This window comes from Streptomyces sp. NPDC001796, assembly GCF_042892355.1.
GTDB lineage: Bacteria > Actinomycetota > Actinomycetes > Streptomycetales > Streptomycetaceae > Streptomyces.
Genome location: NZ_JBIAUC010000004.1, coordinates 335,300 through 355,877 on the forward strand (window position 1 = coordinate 335,300; position 20,578 = coordinate 355,877).

A 20,578-nucleotide genomic window follows, 5' to 3' on the forward strand; every position below is an offset into this window, starting at 1 on the left:
GGTCGTCGCCGGACGCCCCCCGTGTGCGGTGCCGTCAGCTCGGGTTCGTGTTGATGACCGCTACCCGGTTGGTCTTGCTCAGCAGTGCCGGGCGCAGGGCGACGTAGACGTCCTGGGGTGTCACGGGCGTCTTCTGGCCGTTGGCCCGCGTGATGAGCACGCCGTCGAACGCCTGGCCGTAGAGCGCCTTCAGGGCGGCAAGGTCGGGCTTGTCGACCAGCTTGCCGTTGACAGCCGTCACCCTCAGGAACTTCCACAGCGATTTCTGCGGACTCATCCGGAGCGAGTGCGCCGCGTCCGTCTGCACCGTCACCTTGCCGGACATCGCCGGCTCGGCGAACTCCTTCATCTCCCGGTCGACCTCGGCGTTCGTGACCGTCGGCTGCCGGGTCGTGGTGGCCACCCGCACGGGCGTGCCGGAGCCGGTCTCCACCTGGGTGTGGTACGCCTCCTCGACGGCCGCGACGGACGCGGCGACGTCGATCCCCTTGCCCGCCTTGCCGTACACGGCGACCGCCCGGCCGGACTCGAACCTGATCGTGCCCTCGACCATCGACCCGGAGCCGCCCGCGACCCGCTGCAGGGCGGCCTGCAGCTTCTCCTCGTCGACGGGCATGACGGGCTGGACCACGCGATGCTGACCGAACAACGAGCCGATCACCGACACCGGGTTGTAGTCGCTCGTCGCGGCGGCCGCCACGGTGGCCTTGCTGTCGAACTGGAGGCCCGCCTGGTCCGGCCTGAGGGGGACCGACTTGCCGTCGACCGACAGCTGCAGGGGTTTGTCGGTCCGGCCGCCCAGCGCGGCGTCGAGCTTCTCGACCGCCTCGTCCCGGGTGCCGCCACCGATGTCGACGCCGAGCACCGTGGTGCCCTTGGGCACGTCGGAGTGGTTCATGAGCAGTCCGGCGCCGTAGGCGACACCGGCGACGAGGACCACGCCGCCGCCCAGGAGGACCAGCTTGCTGCGGCCCTTCTTCTTGGCCGGCTTCGCGGCACCGGTGTTCTGCTGCCTGGGCGGATCGGGCAGCTTCGGCGGCGTGTGCGGCGTCGGCGCCTCCAACGGGGAGCCCGCGCCGAACGGACCGCTGCGGTCGCCCGACGGGACGACGGGGATGCCGCTGGTGACGGTGTGCCCGGAGACGTTGCCGCCGGGGCCCCCGAAGCCCTGGGGTCCCGGTTCGGGGGCGGGCTTCTGCGGGGTGAGGATCGCGGTGTCGTCACTGAGCCCGCCGCCGGGACGGCCCTGGCCCGGGGCGGCTCCGGGCGCGCCGGGGGCTCCAGGGCCGAGCGGTCCGCCGGTGGTGCTCTGGATGCCGGGTGCCAGGAGGCCCGGGCCGCCGGGGCCCGTACCGGGAGCGGTCAGGCCGGGCCCGCCGGGGCCCGAGGCGACCGTGCTGTCGCCGGTGACGGGGCCGCTGGTCGGGCCGGAGGGGCCGCGTCGGCCCGGCTCCGAGAAGTACGGAAGGTCGTCGCGGCGGGGTTCGGGGCTCTCGTCGGCGCCGATCACCGGGAAGGAGGCCGTGCTGGCCGCCACCGCGTCGGACACGTCGAAGGAGCCGGTGCCGCCGCCGTGCCCCGGCGCGACGGGCCCGGCGCCGGTGGCACCCGGGAGCCCCGCGCCGTTCGTACCGCCCGGGCGTGCGCCGAAGGAGCTCGCGCCCGGGCGCTCTCCGGGCCGTGCGCCCGGCGCACCGGAAGCGCCGGGACGTGCGCCACCCGCGCCGCTCGCGCCCGGACCACCTGGCCGCGTGCCGCCCGCGCCGGGACCGCTCGGCGCACCCGGGCCGCCGAACGCCCCGTTGCCGCCCCGCGAGCCGGCACCAGCGCCCTCGCCGGGCGCCCCCGCGCCCGACGCGCCGCCCGCGCCTTGTATGCCCGAAGCCCCGGGCATACCGGCGCCGTTGGTCGACCCACTGCCCGGAGCGCCCTTGGCCGCCGCGGGCTTGCGCGGCGCGAACCAGTCGCTCGTCGCCGTCTTCTCCTCGGCCTGCGCGGCGGGCTCGGCGGGCGGGTCGAAGCTGCTGAGCGCGCTCACGGAGCTCATCGCCCGCGTGTCGGAGCCCGCTTCGTCCGCCGCGCTGTCGGCGTCCGCGACGGGGGTGCGCACGACGACCGGCGGAATGGGCCGGGATCCGGGGATGTTGATCCGGATGCGGGTCGTCAGTGTGGTCTCGGTCTTGCGTTCCTCCGACGGCGAGGCCGGACGGCTCGCGTCGACACCGTCCCCGGCAGCCACGGGGGTCCCGTACGGCGGCGTCCCCGACGGGTACGCGGCTGGGCCACGCCCGTTGGGCCCGGCGGACGAGCTGTCAGTTTCACGACTCAAGGCAGGTTCTCCCGGTTGGCTCCACCGCCTGTTTCGACCTCAACAGGTGGGGGTCCCCCCTGCTCGAGCGAAGCCGAGAGCGTGGGGGAGGCTCGGCGGCGCGCACCACCATACTGGCCGCTTGCGCCACGTAGACCGCGCCCGCGAGGGAAACCCGCACGGGACCCCCACGTCCGCACCGCGTTTTCCGGGGGACATCCCATGACTCGCAGCGACGAAGTGGTACGTCACTTGCCAAGTCGGGCGCCGGGGCGACCGGGTTGCCGCCCGTGGGCGAGGGTGGCGCACATCACAGCCACGGCCATTCCGCCGAGGAGGAACAGGTACGAGCCGGCGCCCGCGCCGAACAGGAAGTCCCCCTCGGGACGGCTGGCGGTGAGCAGCACGACGGCGACCATCCACCCGGCGGCGGGCGCGAGAGCCCCCGCGCGGGACCCGGTGACCTGGGCACCGCCCAGGAAGAGCCCGGCCGCGCCCGCGAGCGCGAGGAGCAGTCCGCCGGGGAACCAGGCGCCCTGCACCAGACCGCCCGCCACGCCGACGACCGCACCGAGCACCAGCAGCCCGAGATAGGCGGCCGACCGGCCGGCCGAGGGCAGGCTCAGGGGCTGTGCGAGTGCGCTCGACTGTTTGCCCGGTGTCGTCATGGGGCCACTCCTTGGAACAGATCCGTCTCGCGGGCACCGGTGTGCTCATGGCCCACCAACTCGTAGTACTCCGTGGTGAAAAGGGGCTGCGCGAGGGCGTTGGACAACGCGAAGTACGGCTCGGCGACCTCGATCTGAGTGACGTGGGCGCGCATCGCCGCGGCCTTCGCGGCCGCGAACGCCGTGCCGTCGATCTCTGTGGTGACCACTCGGTCGTCGACCACGCCGGGGACGTCGTCGATGCTCGCGGCCTTGGCGAAGGGCGTCTTGTCGAGCACCTCGCCGAGCCGGGCGAACGCGGCCCGGGCGACCGAACGCGGCACCCGGTTCCAGTAGATCTTGGTGATCCGCCAGGGCTCCCCGAGTTCCGGGCGGAAGCCGGGGTCGGCGGCCAGGTCGGCGGCGCGCATGGCGACGCGGTGGGCCTGGACGTGGTCGGGGTGGCCGTAGCCGCCGTCGGGGTCATAGGTGACGAGGACCTGGGGGCGCACCTCCCGGACGACCGTCACGAGGTGGCCGGCCGCCTCGTCCAGGTCCGCGGACCAGAAGGAGCCCGGCCGGTGGTTCTGCTCGGCGCCCATCATCCCGGAGTCGCGGTAGCGGCCCGGGCCGCCGAGGAAGCGGTGGTCGCCGACGCCGAGCTCGGCCATGGCGGCGGCCAGTTCGCCGAGGCGGTGCGAACCCAGCGCGTCGTCCCGGTCGGGCGCGAGGTGCGCGAGCTCCGGCGGGATGACCTCGCCCTCCTCACCGAGGGTGCAGGTCACCAGCGTCACCCGGGCGCCCTCGGCCGCGTACTTGGCCATGGTCGCGCCGTTGTTGATCGACTCGTCGTCCGGGTGCGCGTGCACCAGGAGCAGACGCCGGTCGGGCAGATCCGTCATGGGACCACCCTACGAGTGCCTCGGCGCTCCGCCGGTGTCACCCCTGATGCTCCTCCTCGGCGCTTTCGTCCTTGTAACGCGGCAGGCCGTCGGTCGGGATGGTCCAGTCGGCGATGGTGACGTCCTCGCCGTAGACGAAGTCCTTGCGGGTGGCGTAGCGGGGGCCGTCCGGGGTGGGGTGGATGTCGGTGAAGACGGCGCCGGTTCCCGTGCGGGGATCGAAGACCGCGTAGACGGGGATGCCCATCAGGGGGTAGTCGCGCATCTTGGTGACCCAGTCGTTGTCCGGGTTGGAGCGGGAGACGATTTCAATGGCGGCGATCAGGGCGCGCGGGTCGAAGGAACCGTCACCCCCCATAGCGCTCGCTCCTCGTCGTCTGTACCCAGGGGCAAGGATCGTCGCTCTCATGCTAGGCGGCCTCCAGGAGATCGGTTCGGCAGTCACGGCAGCGGCCGGGGGCGCGGAAGGCGCGGTCGCAGCCGTCGCACGTCTGGAGCGGGTGCCGTACGGGCGGTGGAGCGGCCGGTTCGCGGAACGGGGGTGGCGGCGGCAGCTGCTCGGTGAGGCGGTGGGCCAGCAGGGCGGCGGGCCGGTGCAGCCGCTCGGGCGGCAGGTCGGCGGTCAGTGCCCGCCGGTTGCCCGCCGTACGGGACTGGGCGCGCGGGGGCACGCTAGGGTTCTGCGTATCCATCGGGAAGCCTTCTTCTTCCTCGGTGGTCAGGCCCTCGCACTGGGATTGCCGTCCCGGCGGGGGCCGTCGCATGTCTGCGGTTGTGTCGCGCTGAGCGTAGGGCCGCGCGCGGCCGCGAAACGCACCCGAGTCAGGGATGTTCACCCTGCCGGGTGAGCGTGCGGCACGGGCGGGAGGGGTGGGGCTTGGTGGGGTCCTTTCCCCCGTGGTCCTTTGTCTTTCAACCGCTGGTGTCACCGGAGCCCGTGGGGGTGGGTTCCGGTGCCGGCGATGTGCTGGTTCACGTCACTCGAAGTCGCCGGTGACGCCTAGCGTGATGAGTGACCATGCAGTTGCGCACGGTGATTGTCGAGGGAGGGGCGCGCCGATGACGGTCGACGCGGAGGCGGGGCGGCTCAAGAGCGAGACGGACGAGCCGGGTTGGGAGGTGGATCCGGACGACGAGTGGGGTGTCGCGGTCGTCGCGACCGTCGGGCGGCAGTTGAAGCTGCGCCGGGAGGCCGTGGGGATGAAGGCCTGCGAGTTCGGCAGGGCCGTCGGCTACGGGGAGGACATGGTCTACAAGATCGAGAGCGGCAAGCGGATTCCCCGGCCCGAGTATCTGGACAAGGCCGACGAGGTGTTGGGGGCGGACGGGCTGCTCTCGGCGATGAAGGAGGACGTGGAGAAGGTCCGGTACCCGAAGAAGGTGCGGGCCTTGGCGGAGATGGAGGCCAAGGCGGTCGAGATCGGCGTGTACGAGACCAGCAACATTCACGGCCTGTTGCAGACGCCCGAGCATGCGCGAGCGCTGCTGGAGTGCTGGCTGCCCGCCTACACGCCGGAGGACTTGGAACGGCGAGTGGCCGCCCGCATGGCCAGGCAGTCCATTTTCGACCGGTCTCCCGCACCGGCCCTCGGGTTCGTCCTGGAGGAGGCGACCCTGCGCCGCAGGGTCGGAGGCACAATGGTGCGGCGACAGCAGTTCGAGCGCCTGCTGGAGGTGGGGCGGTTGAACAACGTCACGCTTCAGGTGATGCCGTTGGACAGCCCTCCGCACCCCGGCATGAGCGGCAGGATCGAGTTGCTGAAGTTCGAGGACGGCACGGCGGTGGGGCGCGCCGACGGTGCTTTCAACGGGCGTCCGGTCTCGAACCTCAAGGAGCTGCGCATTCTTGAACTGCGGTACGGGACCGTCCGGGCCCAGGCTCTTCCGCCCGGGGAGTCACTGGCCCTCATCGAGCAACTGCTAGGGGAAACATGATCTGCAAGCTCGCTGCCGGTGACGCCTCCGAACTGGCGTGGTTCAAGAGCAGCTACAGCAGTGGCCCCGATGGCGACTCCTGCGTAGAGATCGCCATAGCGCCCCTCGCCGTCCACGTCCGCGACTCCAAGCGCATCCAGGGCCCCCGGCTCACACTGCCCCCGGAGGCCTGGACCCGCTTCGTGGCGTACGCGTCCCGGGGCTGACGACCCTCCCGGCCGTCATCCCTGCGGGCGAGAGAGGCCCGTCCTCCGCGGCCGCTAGAACTTGATGCTGCCGATCATCCCCGCGATGTTCGTGGTCAGCTCGTGGATCGTGGGTGCCACCGTGGAGGAGGCGAGGTAGAAGCCGAGCAGCATGCACACGATCGCGTGGGCCGCCTTCAGTCCGGACTTCTTGATCAGAAGGAAGACGACGATCGCCAGCAGCACCACCGCCGAAATCGAGAGTGCCACGGCGGCTCACCTCCAAAGATCCCGGGACGCGGGGGGTTCGGACTATGGGGGCAGACAAATGCACGCAGATAAATCCACGCAGCGGGCAGCACGTTCATACCCACTATGCGCTAGTGATCATAACTATCCGTACGTGCGCATCGATCGGCGCACAGCCGCACAAGGGGGCGCATGGCCAATATGGTCGGGTCATGACCACCGAGCCTGCATCCTTCCCCCGACGGCACGCGCGGACCCAGCGGTTCACGCTCGGCGCGCCGCGTGCGTTCACCGTCGCGCCCGACGGTTCCCGTGTCGTGTTCCTGCGGTCCGCCTCCGGCACGGACCGCGCGCACCAGTTGTGGGTCCTCGACCTGGCGGACGGCAAGGAACGCTCCGCGGCCGACCCGGGCGTGCTCCTCGGGGGCGCCGTCGAGCAGTTGCCGCCCGAGGAGCGCGCCCGCCGGGAACGCAGCCGCGAGGGCGGCGCCGGCATCGTCGGCTACGCCACCGACGCGGCCGTGGAGTTGGCGTCTTTCGCCTTGTCAGGACGGCTTTTCACGGCGGAGCTGCGCGCGGGCACGGCCCGCGAACTGCCCGTGGCCGGGCCGGTGATCGACCCGCGTCCGGCACCCGACGGACGGCACATCGCCTACGTGCGCGGGGGCGCGCTGCGCGTGGTCGGCGCGGAGGGCGAGGACGACCGGGCGCTCGCCGAGCCGGAGTCGGAATCGGTGTCGTACGGCCTGGCCGAGTTCATCGCGGCCGAGGAGATGGGCCGTTCGCGGGGTTTCTGGTGGTCGCCGGAGTCCGACCGGCTGCTCGTGTCGCGCGTGGACGACACGCCGGTGCGGCGGTGGTGGATCTCCGATCCGGCCCGTCCGGACCAGGAGCCGCAGCGGGTTCCGTACCCTGCGGCGGGCACCGACAACGCGGACGTACGGCTGTTCGTCGTGGGGCTCGACGGGGCGCGCACCGAGGTCGTCTGGGACCGGACGCGGTACCCGTACCTGGCGCGAGTGCACTGGTCAGCGGCGGGGGCACCGCTGATCCTGGTGCAGGCGCGGGACCAGCGCAGCCAGCTGTACCTGGCGGTGGACCCGGACACCGGGGCGACCAGGATGGTGCACGCGGACGAAGATCCATATTGGCTGGAACTTTTCGCCGGTGTGCCCTGCTGGAGCCCCTCCGGGCAGTTGGTCCGGGTCGCCGACGAGGGCGGCGCGCGGGTGCTCGCCGTGGGGGACCGGCCGTTGACCGGACCGCAGTTGCACCTGCGGGCGGTGCTCGACGTGGCTGACGCGGATGTGCTGGTGGCCGCGTCGGCGGGAGAGGCCGCGGCGGACCCGGAGACCGGCGAGGTCCATGTCTACCGGGTGAACGAACTCGGCGTGGAGCGCGTGTCGCAGGAGCCCGGTGTGCACTCGGCGGTGCGCGCGGGGGCCGTGACCGTGCTCGTCTCCTCGGTCCTCGACCGCCCCGGCGTCCAGGTGCAGGTGCTGCGCGACGGCAAGCGTCTGGCCACCGTGGCGTCGTATGCCGAAAACCCCGGTTTGTCCCCGCGCGTGCGGCTGACACAGGGGGGCGCACGTCGAATCCCATGCGCCGTGCTTATGCCTACGGACTACTCCGGTGACGCCTCCCTCCCCGTCCTCCTGGACCCCTACGGCGGCCCGCACGGACAGCGTGTGGTGGCCGCGCACAATCCGCACCTGACCTCGCAGTGGTTCGCCGACCAGGGCTTCGCGGTGATCGTCGCCGACGGACGCGGCACCCCGGGCCGCTCCCCCGCCTGGGAGAAGGCGGTCAAGGACGACCTCGCGGCGGTCGTGCTCCAGGACCAGGTGGACGCGCTGCACGCCCTGGCCGGCGACTTCCCGCTCGACCTGTCCCGGGTCGCGATCCGCGGCTGGTCCTTCGGCGGCTATCTGGCGGCGCTGGCGGTGCTGCGCCGCCCGGACGTCTTCCACGCGGCCGTCGTGGGCGCGCCGGTGACCGACCTGCGGCTCTACGACACCCACTACCAGGAGCGGTACCTGGGGCACCCCGGCGAGCAACCGGACGTCTACCGCCGCAACTCGCTCATCGACGACGCGGGCCTGGTGGACGCGGCGGAACCTGCCCGCCCGATGATGATCATCCACGGCCTGGCGGACGACAACGTGGTGGTGGCCCACTCCCTGCGTCTGTCCTCGGCCCTCCTGGCCGCGGGCCGCCCGCACGAGGTGCTGCCGCTGTCCGGGGTGACGCACATGACGCCGCAGGAAACGGTCGCGGAGAACCTGTTGCTCCTCCAGCGGGACTTCCTGCGCCGCGCGCTGAACCTGGGCTGAGCCGGGCCGCACAGCAACGGGCCGGGGCGACATGGCGCGCCCCGGCCCGTTTACGGCACCCGCACGGCCGTACGCTGTTCACTGTGCTGCGTCCGTATATCGGAATCGCGTCAGCCAAGTTGCCTGTGTGTTAACGCACTTCATGTGTGTTTGCGGAGTTATGCGGCTCCTCGGGCGGCTCCTCCGGCGGCTCCTCGGGCGGCTCCTCCGGCGGCTCCTCCTGGGGCTTCTCGCGCGGCACCACACGCATCTCCTCCGCGAAGTGGCACGCCGAATCGTGCGCGGCCGGTCCCCTCGTCCCCCGGAACTCCTCCGGCACCGCGAGCGGCGGCACCTGGAGCGCGCACCGCTCCCTGGCCTTCCAGCAGCGCGTGCGGAACCGGCAGCCGGAGGGGATGTCCGCCGGGGACGGCACGTCACCGGTGAGGATGATCCGCTCCCGGCGCTCCCGGGCCGCCGGGTCGGGCACGGGCACGGCGGACAGCAGCGCCTGGGTGTAGGGGTGCGTGGGATGCTCGTAGATCTCCTCGTCGGTGCCGATCTCGACGATCTTCCCGAGATACATCACCCCCACCCGGTCGGAGATGTGCCGCACGATCGACAGGTCGTGCGCGATGAAGACGTAACTGAGCCCGAACTCGTCCTGGAGCCGCGCCATCAGGTTGATCACCTGGGCCTGCACCGACACGTCGAGCGCCGAGACCGGCTCGTCCGCCACGATGATCTCCGGGCGCAGCGCCAGCCCCCGTGCGATGCCGATGCGTTGGCGCTGACCGCCGGAGAACTGGTGCGGGTAGCGGTTGATGTGCTCGGGGTTGAGCCCGACGACGTCCAGCAGCTCCCGCACCCGCCGCCGTCTGTCCCCCTTGGGCGCGACCTCGGGGTGGATCTCGTACGGCTCCCCCACGATGTCGCCCACCGTCATACGCGGGTTGAGGGAGGTGTACGGGTCCTGGAACACCATCTGGATGTTGCGCCGCACCGCCTTCAGCGCGCGCCCGGACAGCCGGGTGATGTCCTCGCCCTTGTACCGGATCGAACCGGCCGTCGGCGGCTCCAGGTTGACCAGCAGCCTGGCGAGCGTCGACTTGCCGCACCCGGACTCCCCGACGATGCCGAGCGTTTCCCCCCGGCCGAGCGTGAAGTCGACGCCGTCGACCGCCCTCACCGCGCCGATCTGCCTCTTGAACAGGATCCCCCGGGTGAGCGGATAGTGCTTGACCAGCCCGCTGACCTCCAGGATCGTCTCAGGACCGGCCATGCAGGCACTCCCTCCAGAAGTGGCAGGCGCTCCCCCGCTGCTCGTCCACCTCGTAGAGCGGCGGCTCGTCGGTGCGGCACACGTCGCGGGCCAGCGGGCAGCGGGGGTGGAAGGGGCAGCCCGGGGGGATGTGCGTGAGGCTCGGCGGCAGGCCCTCGATGGCGTACAGCCGCCGGCCCTTGCGGTCGAGACGGGGGATGGAGTCGAGCAGGCCCCGTGTGTAGGGGTGGGCGGGGCTCTTGTAGATGTCGTGCACGGGGGCGGACTCCACGATCCGGCCCGCGTACATGACGGCGATCCGGTCGGCGACGTCCGCGACGACACCGAGGTCGTGGGTGATGAGCATCAGCCCCATGCCGTACTCCCGGCGCAGCTCGGCCAGCAGGTCCATGACCTGGGCCTGCACGGTGACGTCGAGGGCGGTGGTGGGCTCGTCGGCGATGATCAGCGCGGGCTCCAGCGCCAGCGCCATGGCGATCATGACCCGCTGGCGCATACCGCCGGAGAACTGGTGCGGATAGTCCCGCACGCGCTGCCGGGCGGCCGGGATCCGTACCCGGTCCATCAGCTCGACCGCCCGGGCGCGCGCGTCCTTCTTCGACATCCCCCGGTGCACGACGAACATCTCCCCGAGTTGGTCGCCCACGGTGAGGACGGGGTTCAGCGCGGAGAGGGCGTCCTGGAAGATCATGGCCATTCCGGCACCGCGGATCCTGCGCCGCTCCTCCTCCTTGAGGGTGAGCAGGTCCCGCCCCTGGAAGAGGACACGGCCGCCGGTGATCCGGCCGGGCGGCGTGTCCAGGATGCCCATGACGGCCTGGGCGGTGACGGACTTGCCGGAGCCGGACTCGCCGAGCACGGCCAGCGTCTCGCCGGCGTCCACACAGTAGCCGACCCCGTTGACCGCGCGGGCGATCCCCTCCCGGGTCCGGAACTCCACGTGCAGGTCACGCACTTCGAGCAGCACGGCCGTCACCTCAGCTTCGGGTCGAGGGCGTCGCGCACCGCGTCGCCGAGCATGATGAACGCCAGCACGGTGACCGCCAGAGCCCCGGAGGGCCAGAGCAGCGCGTGCGGGGCGTTGCGGATGTAGGGGGAGGCGGCGGAGATGTCGATCCCCCAGGACACGCTCGGCGGCTTCAGCCCGACGCCGAGGTACGACAGGGTGGCCTCGAGGGCGATGTAGGTGCCGAGCGCGATGGTCGCGACGACGATCACCGGCGCGACCGCGTTGGGCGCGATGTGGCGCAGCAGGATGCGGGTGTCGGAGGCCCCGAGGGCGCGGGCGGCCTGGACGTAGTCGTGCTGTTTGGCGGTGATGACCGCGCCGCGGGCGATCCGGGAGATCTGCGGCCAGCCGAGCAGCACGATGAACCCGACGACCGGCCAGACCGTGTTGCCGGTCACCACGGAGAGCAGGACGAGCCCGCCCAGGACGACCGGGATGGCGAAGAAGATGTCGGTGGCCCGGGACAGGATCGCGTCCCATCCGCCGCCGAAGTACCCGGCCAGCCCGCCGAGGACCGAGCCGAGGACGGCGACGCCGAGCGTGGCGCAGACGCCCACCGTGACCGAGGTACGGGCGCCGTAGACGGTCCGGGTGTACACGTCGCAGCCCTGGCCGTCGAACCCGAACGGATGTCCGGGCTGGGAGCCCTCCTGGGCCTTGGACAGCTCGCAGACGAGGGGGTTGCCGGAGGTGATCAGCGACGGCCACAGGGACATCAGGACGAGGAAGAGGATCACCAGCCCGGAGACGAGGAAGACCGGGTTGCGGCGCAGGTCGCGCCAGGCGTCGGACCACAGGCTGCGCGGTCGGCCGGCCGGGCCTTCCGGTCCCCTGTGCAGGGTGCTCGCCTCGCTGGCGGCGAGGTCCATGGCACCGCCCATGCCCGTCCCGGCGATGGCCCCCTTCTGCTCGTACCGCGGCTGCTCAGGCATAGCGGATCCTCGGGTCGAGTACGGCGTACAGGAGGTCGACGAGCAGGTTGGCGATCAGGAAGACCAGCACGAGCACGGTCACGAACCCGACGACCGTCTGGGTGTTCTGCCGCAGGATCCCCTGGTAGAGCTGGTAGCCCACGCCGTGGATGTTGAAGATCCGCTCGGTGACGATCGCGCCTCCCATCAGGGCGCCGATGTCGGTGCCGATGAAGGTGACGACGGGGATGAGCGAGTTGCGCAGCAGATGCCGGGTGATCACACGGCGGCGCGGCAGCCCCTTGGCGACGGCGGTGCGGACGTAGTCGGAGCGTCTGTTCTCGCCGATGGAGGTCCGGGTGAGCCGGGTGACATAGGCGAGGGAGACGGAGGCGAGGACGAGGCCGGGCACGATCAGCTCCCCGACGGTGGCCGCCGGGGAGACCGACGGTCTGGTCCAGCCCCACTTCACACCGAGCAGGAGCTGGAGCAGCAGACCGGTGACGAAGGTCGGCACGGAGATCACGACGAGGGTGAGCAGCAGGACCGTGGTGTCGACGGGCCGCCCGCGGCGCAGCCCGGTGACCACGCCCAGCGCGATCCCGAGGACGACCTCGAACACGATCGCGACGATGGTGAGCCGGATGGTGGGCGGGAAGGCGGTCGCCATCAGCTCGGTGACCTTCTGCCCGTTGAAGGCGGTGCCGAAGTTGCCGGTGAAGACGTTGCCCATGTAGGTCGCGTATTGCTGCCAGAGGGGCTTGTCGAGGCCGAACTCCCGGCGCAGCTGCGCCGCGGTGGCAGGGTCGCACTGCCGTTCGCCGCACAGGCCGGCGACGGGGTCGCCCATCACGTTCACCATCAGGAAGATGAGCAGGGTGGCGCCGAAGAAGACCGGGATCATCTGCAGCAGGCGCCGGACGACGTACCGTCCCATGGGGCCTCCGGGGGTGGCGGGCGGGCGTGCGGCTCAGCGGACCTGGATCTGGTCGTAGACGGGGACGCTGAAGGGGTTGAGCGCCACGTTCGCGAGGCGCGCGGAGTAGCCGGCGCTGCCGTTCTGGTACCAGAGCGGGATGGCGGCCATGTTGTCCCGCACCACCCCCTCGGCCTGCTGGAACAGCCCGACCGCGGCCGTCTTGTCGCTCTCGGCGTTCGCCCGGTCGACGAGCTTGTCGAAGTCCTTGTTCGACCATTTGCCGTCGTTGGAGGAGGCGTTCGTGTAGTAGAGCGGCTGGAGGAAGTTCTGGATGAGCGGGTAGTCCATCTGCCATCCGGCGCGGAACGGCCCGGACATCTTGTGCTGCGCGATCTGGTTGCGGAAGTCGGCGAAGGTGCCGACCGGGTTGCCCACGCAGGCACGGTCGTTGCCGAGGGCGTTGTTGATGGAGTTGCACACGGCGTCCACCCACTCCCGGTGCGAACCGGAGTCCGCGTTGTAGGTGATCCTGAGCTGCCCGCCGGGCAGCCCCCCGCCCTCCTGGATCAGCTTCTTGGCCCGCCCCGGGTCGTAGCGGCACGCGTCGCCGCACAGACCTTCCTTGAAACCGCCGTCGGTGCCGAGGACGGGTGAGGTCCAGTCACTGGCGGGGGTGCGGGTGTGGTGGAAGATCGTGTCGGTGATCTGGTCCCGGTTGATCGCCATGGACAGGCCCGTGCGGACCTTCTCCGTCCCCGGTCTGTTCCACCGCGGGTCGTAGTAGGGGAAGGCGAGGGTCTGGATGATTCCGGCCGGCTCGGTGATGTACCGGCCGCCGAGATCGGACTGCACGTTCCTGAGCTGCGAGGCGGGCACGTCGTCGCTGAGGTCGAGGTTGCCGGCCAGCAGGTCGGTGTAGGCGGTGTTGCTGTCGGTGTAGACCTTCAGGTCCACGCCGTTGTTGCGGGCCTTGTCCGGGCCGGGGTAGGCGCCCCACCTCCGCAGGGACATCATGAAGCCGCGCGTGTAGGAGTGGACCTGGTACGGGCCGTTGCCGACGGGCTTCTTCAGCCAGTCCGCGTGGTGGTCGAAGAACGCCCGGGGCAGCGGGGCGAAGGCCACGTAGCCGAGGGTGTCCGGGAACGTGGAGAACTTCTGGCCCAGCCGGACGGTGAAGGTGCGCCGGCCGGTCACCTTCAGCCCGGAGAGGGTGTCGGCGGTCTGGGCGCCGGAGGCCGGGTGCACCTTGTCGTAGCCCTCGATGTACCCGAAGAAGTACGCGTTCCTCTGGTTGTTCCTCAGGCTCGCACCGTAGTTCCAGGCGTCGACGAAGGACCGGGCGGTGACCGGCTCCCCGTTGCTGAAGGTCCAGCCGTCCTTGACGGTGACGGTGAAGTTCCGCGAGTCGGACGTCCGGATGCTCTCGGCGAGCATGTCCTCGGCCGCGCCGGTCCTCGGGTTGTACCGCTTGAGCCCCCGGAAGATCATGTCGAGCACCTTGCCGCCCTGGACCTCGTTGGTGTTGGCCGGCTCGAGCGGGTTCTGCGGATCGCCCCAGGAGGAACTGAACACCCCGGGCGCGGTGCCGCCGCCGTCCGCGCCCCCGCCACAGGCGGCCACCATGAGGGCGGCCACCGCCGCCCACAGGGCGTGCCTGGCTCCACGCATGGGGTGCCTCCTCGAGGGTGTGCGCCTGCCCTCGGCGCCGGGACACTGTCCGTTATCGCCACTATCGACCCGAAGACCCCTCATCACACGCAACGCCACCCGACTGGCCGTACCACGGCCGGACCAGGGCGTCAGGCCGCCGGCGGCGAAGGCGACAGGCCGCCGCAGCGAGGGCGTCAGGCCTCCACCAGCAACGCTTCACAGGTGTGGACCAATGGTTGCCGACACACCATCAGTTACCTCGTTTCCGCAGGCCACACGGTGTTTGACGCACCGTTGACGGGCGCGGAGCGACGCTGATAGACACACTCATCACCCATCCGGCGTCAGCCGATCCGGCCCGATCAAGCCGTTCCCCGAACCGCCGTCCCCGTGCAGTGATGACGTGAGGTCAGCATCGATGAGCACGCAAGACCAGCACGGCAGAGGGCGCTCGCGCCCGGACCGTCCACGACACCGTTCAGCGCGGCTCGTCGCCGCCGCCCTCACGGTCTGGGCCGCTCTGGCCTCACCCCAGCAGGCCGAGGCGAAGGAGAGCGACACGGTCCTCACCGTGGCGGTCGCCCAGAGCGTGGACTCGCTGAGCCCGTTCCTCGCCACCCGTCTGGTCAGTACCAGCGTCAACCGGCTGATGTACGAGTACCTGACCGACTACGACCCGGGGGACGCCCACCCGGTCCCGGGCCTCGCCACCCGGTGGAAGCCGTCCGCCGACAAGCTCACCTGGACGTACACGATCCGCTCCGACGCCACGTGGTCGGACGGCCAGAAGGTCACCGCCGAGGACGCGGCGTGGACGTTCACCAAGATGATGACCGACGACAAGGCGGCCACCGCGAACGGCAGCTTCGTCGCGAACTTCCGGAAGGTCACAGCTCCGGACCCCACCACGCTCGTCATAGAACTCAAGAAGCCGCAGGCCACGATGACCGCGCTCGACGTGCCGATCGTGCCCAAGCACGTCTGGGAGAAGGTCGGGGACTTCGGGACGTTCAACAACGACAAGAGCTTCCCCGTGGTCGGTGACGGGCCGTTCGTCCTGGCCGGTTACAAGCCCGACAGCTATGTGCGGCTCAAGGCCAACAAGAACTTCTGGCGGGGCGCCCCGAAGTTCGACGAGCTGGTGTTCCGGTACTACAAGGACCAGGACGCGGCGGTGGCGGCCCTGCGCAAGGGAGAGGTGTCCTTCGTCGCGGGTTCACCCTCCCTGACACCCGCTCAGGCCGCCTCGCTCCAGGGCGCGAAGGACATCAAGGTCAACGACGCGCCGGGCCGCCGCTTCTACGCCATCGCCACCAACCCCGGCGCCCGGGCGAGGAACGGGCAGAAGTTCGGCGACGGCGCCCCCTCCCTCCTGGACGAGCGGGTGCGGCACGCCCTGTTCATGGCCGTCGACCGCAGGACACTCGTCGACAAGGTGTTCCAGGGCCACGCCGAAGAGGGTCAGGGCTACATACCGCCCCGCTTCTCCACGTACTTCTGGAAGCCGTCGGCGGCCCAGGAACTGGCCTACGACCCCGCGAGGGCCGCCCAGCTGCTCGACCAGGCGGGCTACCGGAAGAACGCCGACGGCAAACGCGTGGGCAAGGACGGCAAGCCCCTCACCTACCGCATGCTGTGCCACGCCACCGACCCGAACGACAAGGCGGTCGGCCAGTACCTGAAGGAGTGGTGGGGCAAGCTCGGCATCGGCCTGACGCTCGACTGCCTCGACAACGTGACCGACCCCTGGCTCGCCGGCACATACGACCTCGCCTTCGACGGCTGGTCCGTCAACCCCGACCCCGACTTCGTGCTGTCGATCCACACCTGCGCGGCGCTCCCGGCGACCCCCAAGGACACGGCCGCCACGGACAACTTCATCTGCGACAGGCAGTACGACGACCTCTACGCCCGGCAGCTCGCGGAGTACGACCCCGCCAAGCGGGCCGACCTCGTCAAGCAGGCCGAGTCGCGGCTGTACGACCTCGGGTACATGAACGTCATGGCGTACCCGAACGCGGTCGAGGCCTACCGGACGGACCAGATAGCGTCGATCACCACCATGCCCGAGAAGGCGGGCAACATCTACGGGCAGGACGGCTACTGGAGCTGGTGGTCGGCCGAACCGGCGAACTCCGGTGACTCCTCGACCGGTTCCTCGTCCACCGGGGTCGTCGTCGGCATCGTCGCGGGAGTCGTGGTCCTCGTCGGCGCCGGGGTGGTCCTCGGCGCGCGGCGCCGCGCCACCGCTGAGGACCGTGAGTAGTGCAACCGGCGCGCGAACCGCGGACACATGCCGGCACCCCGTACCTGCGGTACGCGGCGGGCAGGGCGGCCGGCGCCGCCGTCTCCCTGCTCGCCGTCCTCGTGACGAGTTTCTTCCTCTTCCGGCTGATCCCGGGCGACCCGGTGAAGTTCATGACGGGCGGACGTCCCGTATCGGCCGCCCAACTGGCCTCATACCGCAGGGAGTTCGGTCTCGACCTGCCGCTGTGGCAGCAGTTCACGGACTACTGCGGCAAGGCACTCACGGGCGACCTCGGCACGTCGTACCAGTTCCGGGCCCCGGTCATCGACAAGATCACCGAGGCGCTGCCGAACACGCTGCTGCTCACCGGCACCGCGTTCGTCCTCTACACGGTCCTCGGCGTCGTCCTCGGCACCCGCTCGGCGTGGCGCCACGGCCGGCTCGGCGACCGGCTCAACACCGGTGTGGCGCTGACGCTGTACTCGATCCCCTCCTTCTGGCTGGGTCTGCTGCTCATCATCGTGTTCGCGGTGGGCATGGGCCCGGTCCCGGGTGTGTTCCCGACCGGCGGCATGGAGTCGGGCGGCAAGGAGGGCTTCGCGTACGCCGTCGACGTCGCCCACCATCTCGTCCTGCCGGTCATCACGCTGGTCGCGGTCGAGTACGGGCAGACGCTGCTGGTCACCCGCTCGGCGCTGCTCGACGAGATGGGCAGCGACTATCTGACCACCGCGCGCGCCAAGGGCCTGAGGGACGACCTGGTCCGGCGCCGGCACGCGGTGCCGAACGCGCTGCTGCCGACCGTGACGCTGGTCTTCGTCAATCTCGGCCGAACGGTCGCGGGCGTCATCCTCGTCGAGACCGTGTTCTCCTGGCCGGGCCTCGGCGGGCTCTTCTACCAGGCGCTGAGCGTGCCCGACCTGCCCCTCGTCCAGGGGCTGTTCTTCGTCTTCGCCTCGGCGGTGATCCTCATGAACACGCTGGCCGACCTGATCTATCCGCTGCTCGACCCCCGGGTGGGCCGATGACCACCGACACGACTCCCCCGGGCGGGCCGACCCGTACCGACACGACCGCGCCGGTGGCGAAGGCGAGTCCGCGCACGCTCGCCCGGCAGCGCCGCCGCCGCTCCGCCGCCCGCTTCTGGACGCACTACCGCACGCACCGCGCCGGGCTCGTGGGTCTGGCCGTCCTCGTCCTGTTCGCCGCGGTCGCGCTCACCGCGCCGCTGACCGTCGGTGCCGACGTGTCCAGTGTGACCGGCGCGCCGGGCCGGCCGCTTCAGCATCCGAGCGGTGACTTCCCGCTGGGCACGGACCGGTTCGGGCGGAACCTGCTGGGCCTGGTGGTGTGGGGCTCGCGGGTCTCGCTGCTGGTCGGGCTGCTCGCGGCGGTGCTGTCCGTGGCGATCGGCGCACTGGTCGGGATCACCGCCGGTCACTTCCGGGGCGCCTACGCCACGGTGATGATGCGGATCACGGACTGGTTCCTGGTGATGCCGACGCTGGTCCTCGCCATCGCGCTCGCCACCGTAATGTCCCGCTCGCTCGGCACGGTGATCCTGGCGATCGGTGTGACGTCCTGGCCGACCACGGCCCGGCTGGTGCGGGCGCAGACGCTGGCGGTGGAGTCCCGGCCCTACATCGAGCGGGCGCGGGCGCTCGGCGGCGGCCACGCGCACATCATGCTCCGGCACGTACTGCCCAACGTCATGCCGCTGGTGCTGGCGCAGACGACGCTGATGATCTCCTCGTCCATCCTCGCCGAGGCGACGCTGGCCTTCCTCGGCATGGGCGACCCGACGGTCGTGTCCTGGGGCGGTCTGCTCCAGGACGCCCGGGAAGCGGGCGCGGTCAGCTCCGGCGACTGGTGGTACCTGGTGCCGCCGGGCATCGCGATCGCCGTGGTCGCCCTGACCTTCACGCTCTGCGGCCGCGCGGTGGAGTCCGTCCTCAACCCGCGGCTGGGGGTGGAGCGTTGACGCTGCTGGAGGCAAGGGACCTGGAGGTGACCTACGCCGGCGGGGCCGCCGCCGTGCGGGGCGTCGACCTGGTGCTGGAGGCGGGGCAGAGGCTCGGCGTCGCGGGCGAGTCGGGCTGCGGGAAGTCCACCCTGGCGCTGGCCCTGCTGCGGCTGCTGCCGCCCGGTACCCGGGTCGGCGGGCAGGTCCTGCTGGACGGCGAGGACGCGCTGACGATGCGGTGGGGGCAGGTCAGGGCGGTCCGCTGGGCGGGGGCCTCGATCGTCTTCCAGGGAGCGATGCACTCCCTCAACCCGGTGCACCGGATCGGCGACCAGATCGCCGAGCCGATGCTGCTGCACCGCAAGGCGACCCCGGCCGAGGCGAAACGCAGGACCGGCGAACTGCTGGAGCACGTGGGCCTGCCGGCCGCACGGGCGACGGCGTTCCCCCACGAACTGTCCGGCGGCCAGCGCCAGCGCGTGATGATCGCCATGGCACTGGCCTGCGACCCACGGCTCGTCATCGCCGACGAGCCGACCACGGCCCTGGACGTGATGATCCAGGCGCAGATCCTGCGGCTGATCGGCCGGCTCGTCGCCGAACAGGACCTCGGCCTGATCATGATCAGCCACGATCTGGCCGTCCTCGCCGAGACCTGCGACCGGCTGGCGGTGATGTACGCGGGCCGGGTGGTCGAGGAGGGCCCGGCCCGGGAGCTCTACGACGACGCCCGGCATCCCTACGCCGGCGCCCTGTCCGCGGCGTTCCCCCGCATCGGCGACCCGGCCTCCCGCTATGCCCCACACGGCCTGGCGGGCGATCCGCCCGACCCGTCAGCCCTGCCGTCCGGCTGCGCCTTCCACCCGCGCTGCCCGGTGGCCCTGGACGGCTGCGCCACCCAGGACCAGGACCTGCGGGACGCCGGCCCGGGCCGCCGGGCGGCCTGCGTGCATGTGCCGCCAGGCCCCGCCCCCGGTCCGACGGCGGCGACGGAGGACGCGAGGAGCAGCCCATGACGACCTCACCGACGACATCACCGACCGCCTCACCGCTGCTGAGCGCGGAGGGACTGCGTGTGGCCTTCCCCGGGCGCCACGGCGCTGCGCCGTCCCGGGCGGTGGACGGTGTGGACCTCGACATCCGCCCGGGGGAGATCGTGGCGCTGGTCGGCGAGTCGGGCTGCGGCAAGACGACACTGGCCCGGGCACTGCTCGGCCTGGTACCGCCGACGTCGGGAAGCGTCCGCTTCGCCGGGCGGCCGCTCGACTACTCCGCCCGGGCCCTGAAGGCGTACCGCAGACGCGTCCAGCTGGTGCTCCAGGACCCGAGCGGATCGCTCAACCCCCGGCACACGGTGTACGAGGCGGTCGCCGAGGGGCTGCGGATCCACGGGTACGGCGGAGACGAGCAGACGGCGGTGTCCCGGGCCCTCTCCCGGGCGGGACTCCGCCCACCGGAGCGCTTCTTCCTGCGCTATCCGCACGAGCTGTCGGGAGGCCAGCGCCAGCGCGTGGTGATCGCGGGCGCGCTCGTCCTGGACCCGGAACTGATCGTCGCCGACGAGCCGGTGGCCTCCCTCGACGCCTCGGTTCGCGGCGAGATCCTGGCCCTGCTGCTGCGCCTGCGCACCGAACTGGGCCTGTCCGCGCTGGTGGTGACCCACGATCTGGGCCTGGCCTGGAACATCGCGGACCGGGTGGCGGTGATGTACCTGGGCCGGATCGTGGAGACGGGCGACGTCGAACAGGTCCTGACCGCCCCACGGCACCCGTACACCCAGGCGCTGCTCTCGGTCCTCCCGGAAGCCCCGGGCACACCCGTGGTGCTGTCCGGCGAACCCCCGGACCCGTCCCGCATCCCCACGGGCTGCCGCTTCCACCCCCGCTGCCAGATCCTGGCCGGCGGGGAGGCGGAACGGGCGGGTGTCGCGGACGCGTGCCGGACCCGGGAGCTGGACGTGCTGGGCGGGGGTGGCGGCGGGCAGGTGGCGTGCCATTGGGCTCGGACCGTCGTCGCCCCTTGATGGCCCGGAGGCCCGGAGCTCCCTTGTTCGGGGCT

General features: G+C 71.3%; 17 protein-coding genes and 2 pseudogenes. 8 read left to right on the forward strand and 11 right to left on the reverse strand.

Going from position 1 to position 20,578, the window contains the following annotated elements:
- Nucleotides 1-34 precede the first annotated feature (34 nt).
- The 5 genes and pseudogenes from ACFYZE_RS11145 to ACFYZE_RS11165 form a co-directional block, all read right to left on the reverse strand.
- Nucleotides 35-2,329 carry a hypothetical protein gene (locus ACFYZE_RS11145; RefSeq protein ID WP_388991089.1) on the reverse strand — a complete coding sequence of 765 codons (2,295 nt, stop codon included), beginning with the start codon at nt 2,327-2,329 and terminating at the stop codon, nt 35-37.
- A 227-nt stretch (nt 2,330-2,556) separates the two neighbouring features.
- Entirely contained in the window at nt 2,557-2,976 is a 420-nt protein-coding gene (locus tag ACFYZE_RS11150) for a DUF6113 family protein (RefSeq protein WP_388991091.1), read from the reverse strand.
- Nucleotides 2,973-3,857 (reverse strand): N-acetyl-1-D-myo-inositol-2-amino-2-deoxy-alpha-D-glucopyranoside deacetylase, encoded by an 885-nt coding sequence (gene mshB, locus ACFYZE_RS11155; RefSeq protein WP_388991093.1) that lies wholly within the window; start codon nt 3,855-3,857, stop codon nt 2,973-2,975. The genes ACFYZE_RS11150 and mshB overlap by 4 nt, the downstream gene beginning before the upstream one ends.
- A 37-nt stretch (nt 3,858-3,894) precedes the next feature.
- Nucleotides 3,895-4,203, reverse strand: a pseudogene (locus ACFYZE_RS11160) (Uma2 family endonuclease); the annotation flags it as partial.
- 64 nt (nt 4,204-4,267) lie between these two features.
- Nucleotides 4,268-4,492: pseudogene (locus tag ACFYZE_RS11165) on the reverse strand (helix-turn-helix domain-containing protein); the annotation flags it as partial.
- Nucleotides 4,493-4,916: 424 nt separating this feature from the next.
- Here ACFYZE_RS11165 and ACFYZE_RS11170 point away from each other — a divergent pair.
- Both ACFYZE_RS11170 and ACFYZE_RS11175 read left to right on the forward strand, forming a co-directional pair.
- Nucleotides 4,917-5,792, forward strand: a complete 876-nt coding sequence (locus ACFYZE_RS11170; RefSeq protein ID WP_388991095.1) for a helix-turn-helix transcriptional regulator — start codon at nt 4,917-4,919, stop codon at nt 5,790-5,792.
- Nucleotides 5,789-5,998, forward strand: a complete 210-nt coding sequence (locus ACFYZE_RS11175) for a DUF397 domain-containing protein (RefSeq protein ID WP_388991097.1) — start codon at nt 5,789-5,791, stop codon at nt 5,996-5,998. The genes ACFYZE_RS11170 and ACFYZE_RS11175 overlap by 4 nt, the downstream gene beginning before the upstream one ends.
- A gap of 54 nt (nt 5,999-6,052) precedes the next feature.
- Here ACFYZE_RS11175 and ACFYZE_RS11180 read toward each other — a convergent pair whose 3' ends face one another.
- The gene (locus ACFYZE_RS11180) at nt 6,053-6,247 is read right to left on the reverse strand and encodes a hypothetical protein (protein WP_388991099.1); all 195 of its coding nucleotides are present in this window, start codon (nt 6,245-6,247) and stop codon (nt 6,053-6,055) included.
- A 191-nt stretch (nt 6,248-6,438) separates the two neighbouring features.
- Between ACFYZE_RS11180 and ACFYZE_RS11185 the strand changes: the two genes are divergently transcribed.
- Nucleotides 6,439-8,559 (forward strand): prolyl oligopeptidase family serine peptidase, encoded by a 2,121-nt coding sequence (locus tag ACFYZE_RS11185; protein WP_388991101.1) that lies wholly within the window; start codon nt 6,439-6,441, stop codon nt 8,557-8,559.
- A gap of 130 nt (nt 8,560-8,689) precedes the next feature.
- Here ACFYZE_RS11185 and ACFYZE_RS11190 read toward each other — a convergent pair whose 3' ends face one another.
- Genes ACFYZE_RS11190 through ACFYZE_RS11210 form a run of 5 tightly spaced genes read right to left on the reverse strand, consistent with a single transcriptional unit; the run spans nt 8,690 to nt 14,327 of the window.
- Nucleotides 8,690-9,820: an ABC transporter ATP-binding protein gene (locus tag ACFYZE_RS11190; protein ID WP_388991103.1), complete on the reverse strand. Its 1,131-nt coding sequence runs from the start codon at nt 9,818-9,820 to the stop codon at nt 8,690-8,692.
- A complete protein-coding gene (locus ACFYZE_RS11195) occupies nt 9,807-10,787 on the reverse strand; it encodes an ABC transporter ATP-binding protein (RefSeq protein ID WP_388991105.1) in 981 nt (326 codons plus the stop codon). Before ACFYZE_RS11195 ends, ACFYZE_RS11190 begins: the two co-directional genes overlap by 14 nt.
- 5 nt (nt 10,788-10,792) lie before the next feature.
- A complete protein-coding gene (locus tag ACFYZE_RS11200; protein WP_388991107.1) occupies nt 10,793-11,761 on the reverse strand; it encodes an ABC transporter permease in 969 nt (322 codons plus the stop codon).
- Complete coding sequence (locus ACFYZE_RS11205; protein WP_388991109.1) at nt 11,754-12,677, reverse strand: ABC transporter permease; 924 nt, start codon at nt 12,675-12,677, stop codon at nt 11,754-11,756. The genes ACFYZE_RS11200 and ACFYZE_RS11205 overlap by 8 nt, the downstream gene beginning before the upstream one ends.
- Nucleotides 12,678-12,710: 33 nt before the next feature.
- Nucleotides 12,711-14,327, reverse strand: coding sequence for an ABC transporter substrate-binding protein (locus tag ACFYZE_RS11210; RefSeq protein ID WP_388991111.1), 1,617 nt, complete (start codon nt 14,325-14,327; stop codon nt 12,711-12,713).
- Between the two features lie 400 nt (nt 14,328-14,727).
- Between ACFYZE_RS11210 and ACFYZE_RS11215 the strand changes: the two genes are divergently transcribed.
- From ACFYZE_RS11215 to ACFYZE_RS11235, 5 genes are read left to right on the forward strand one after another with little or no spacing between them, the layout of a single operon-like run.
- Nucleotides 14,728-16,575, forward strand: a complete 1,848-nt coding sequence (locus tag ACFYZE_RS11215) for an ABC transporter substrate-binding protein (protein WP_388991113.1) — start codon at nt 14,728-14,730, stop codon at nt 16,573-16,575.
- Nucleotides 16,575-17,585 (forward strand): ABC transporter permease, encoded by a 1,011-nt coding sequence (locus ACFYZE_RS11220; protein ID WP_388991115.1) that lies wholly within the window; start codon nt 16,575-16,577, stop codon nt 17,583-17,585. The genes ACFYZE_RS11215 and ACFYZE_RS11220 overlap by 1 nt, the downstream gene beginning before the upstream one ends.
- On the forward strand, nt 17,582-18,538 hold the full coding sequence (locus ACFYZE_RS11225) for an ABC transporter permease (RefSeq protein WP_388991117.1): 957 nt from the start codon (nt 17,582-17,584) through the stop codon (nt 18,536-18,538). Before ACFYZE_RS11220 ends, ACFYZE_RS11225 begins: the two co-directional genes overlap by 4 nt.
- Nucleotides 18,535-19,536, forward strand: a complete 1,002-nt coding sequence (locus tag ACFYZE_RS11230) for an ABC transporter ATP-binding protein (RefSeq protein ID WP_388991119.1) — start codon at nt 18,535-18,537, stop codon at nt 19,534-19,536. Before ACFYZE_RS11225 ends, ACFYZE_RS11230 begins: the two co-directional genes overlap by 4 nt.
- Nucleotides 19,533-20,543, forward strand: a complete 1,011-nt coding sequence (locus ACFYZE_RS11235) for an ABC transporter ATP-binding protein (protein ID WP_388991121.1) — start codon at nt 19,533-19,535, stop codon at nt 20,541-20,543. The genes ACFYZE_RS11230 and ACFYZE_RS11235 overlap by 4 nt, the downstream gene beginning before the upstream one ends.
- The last annotated feature ends 35 nt before the right edge of the window (nt 20,544-20,578 follow it).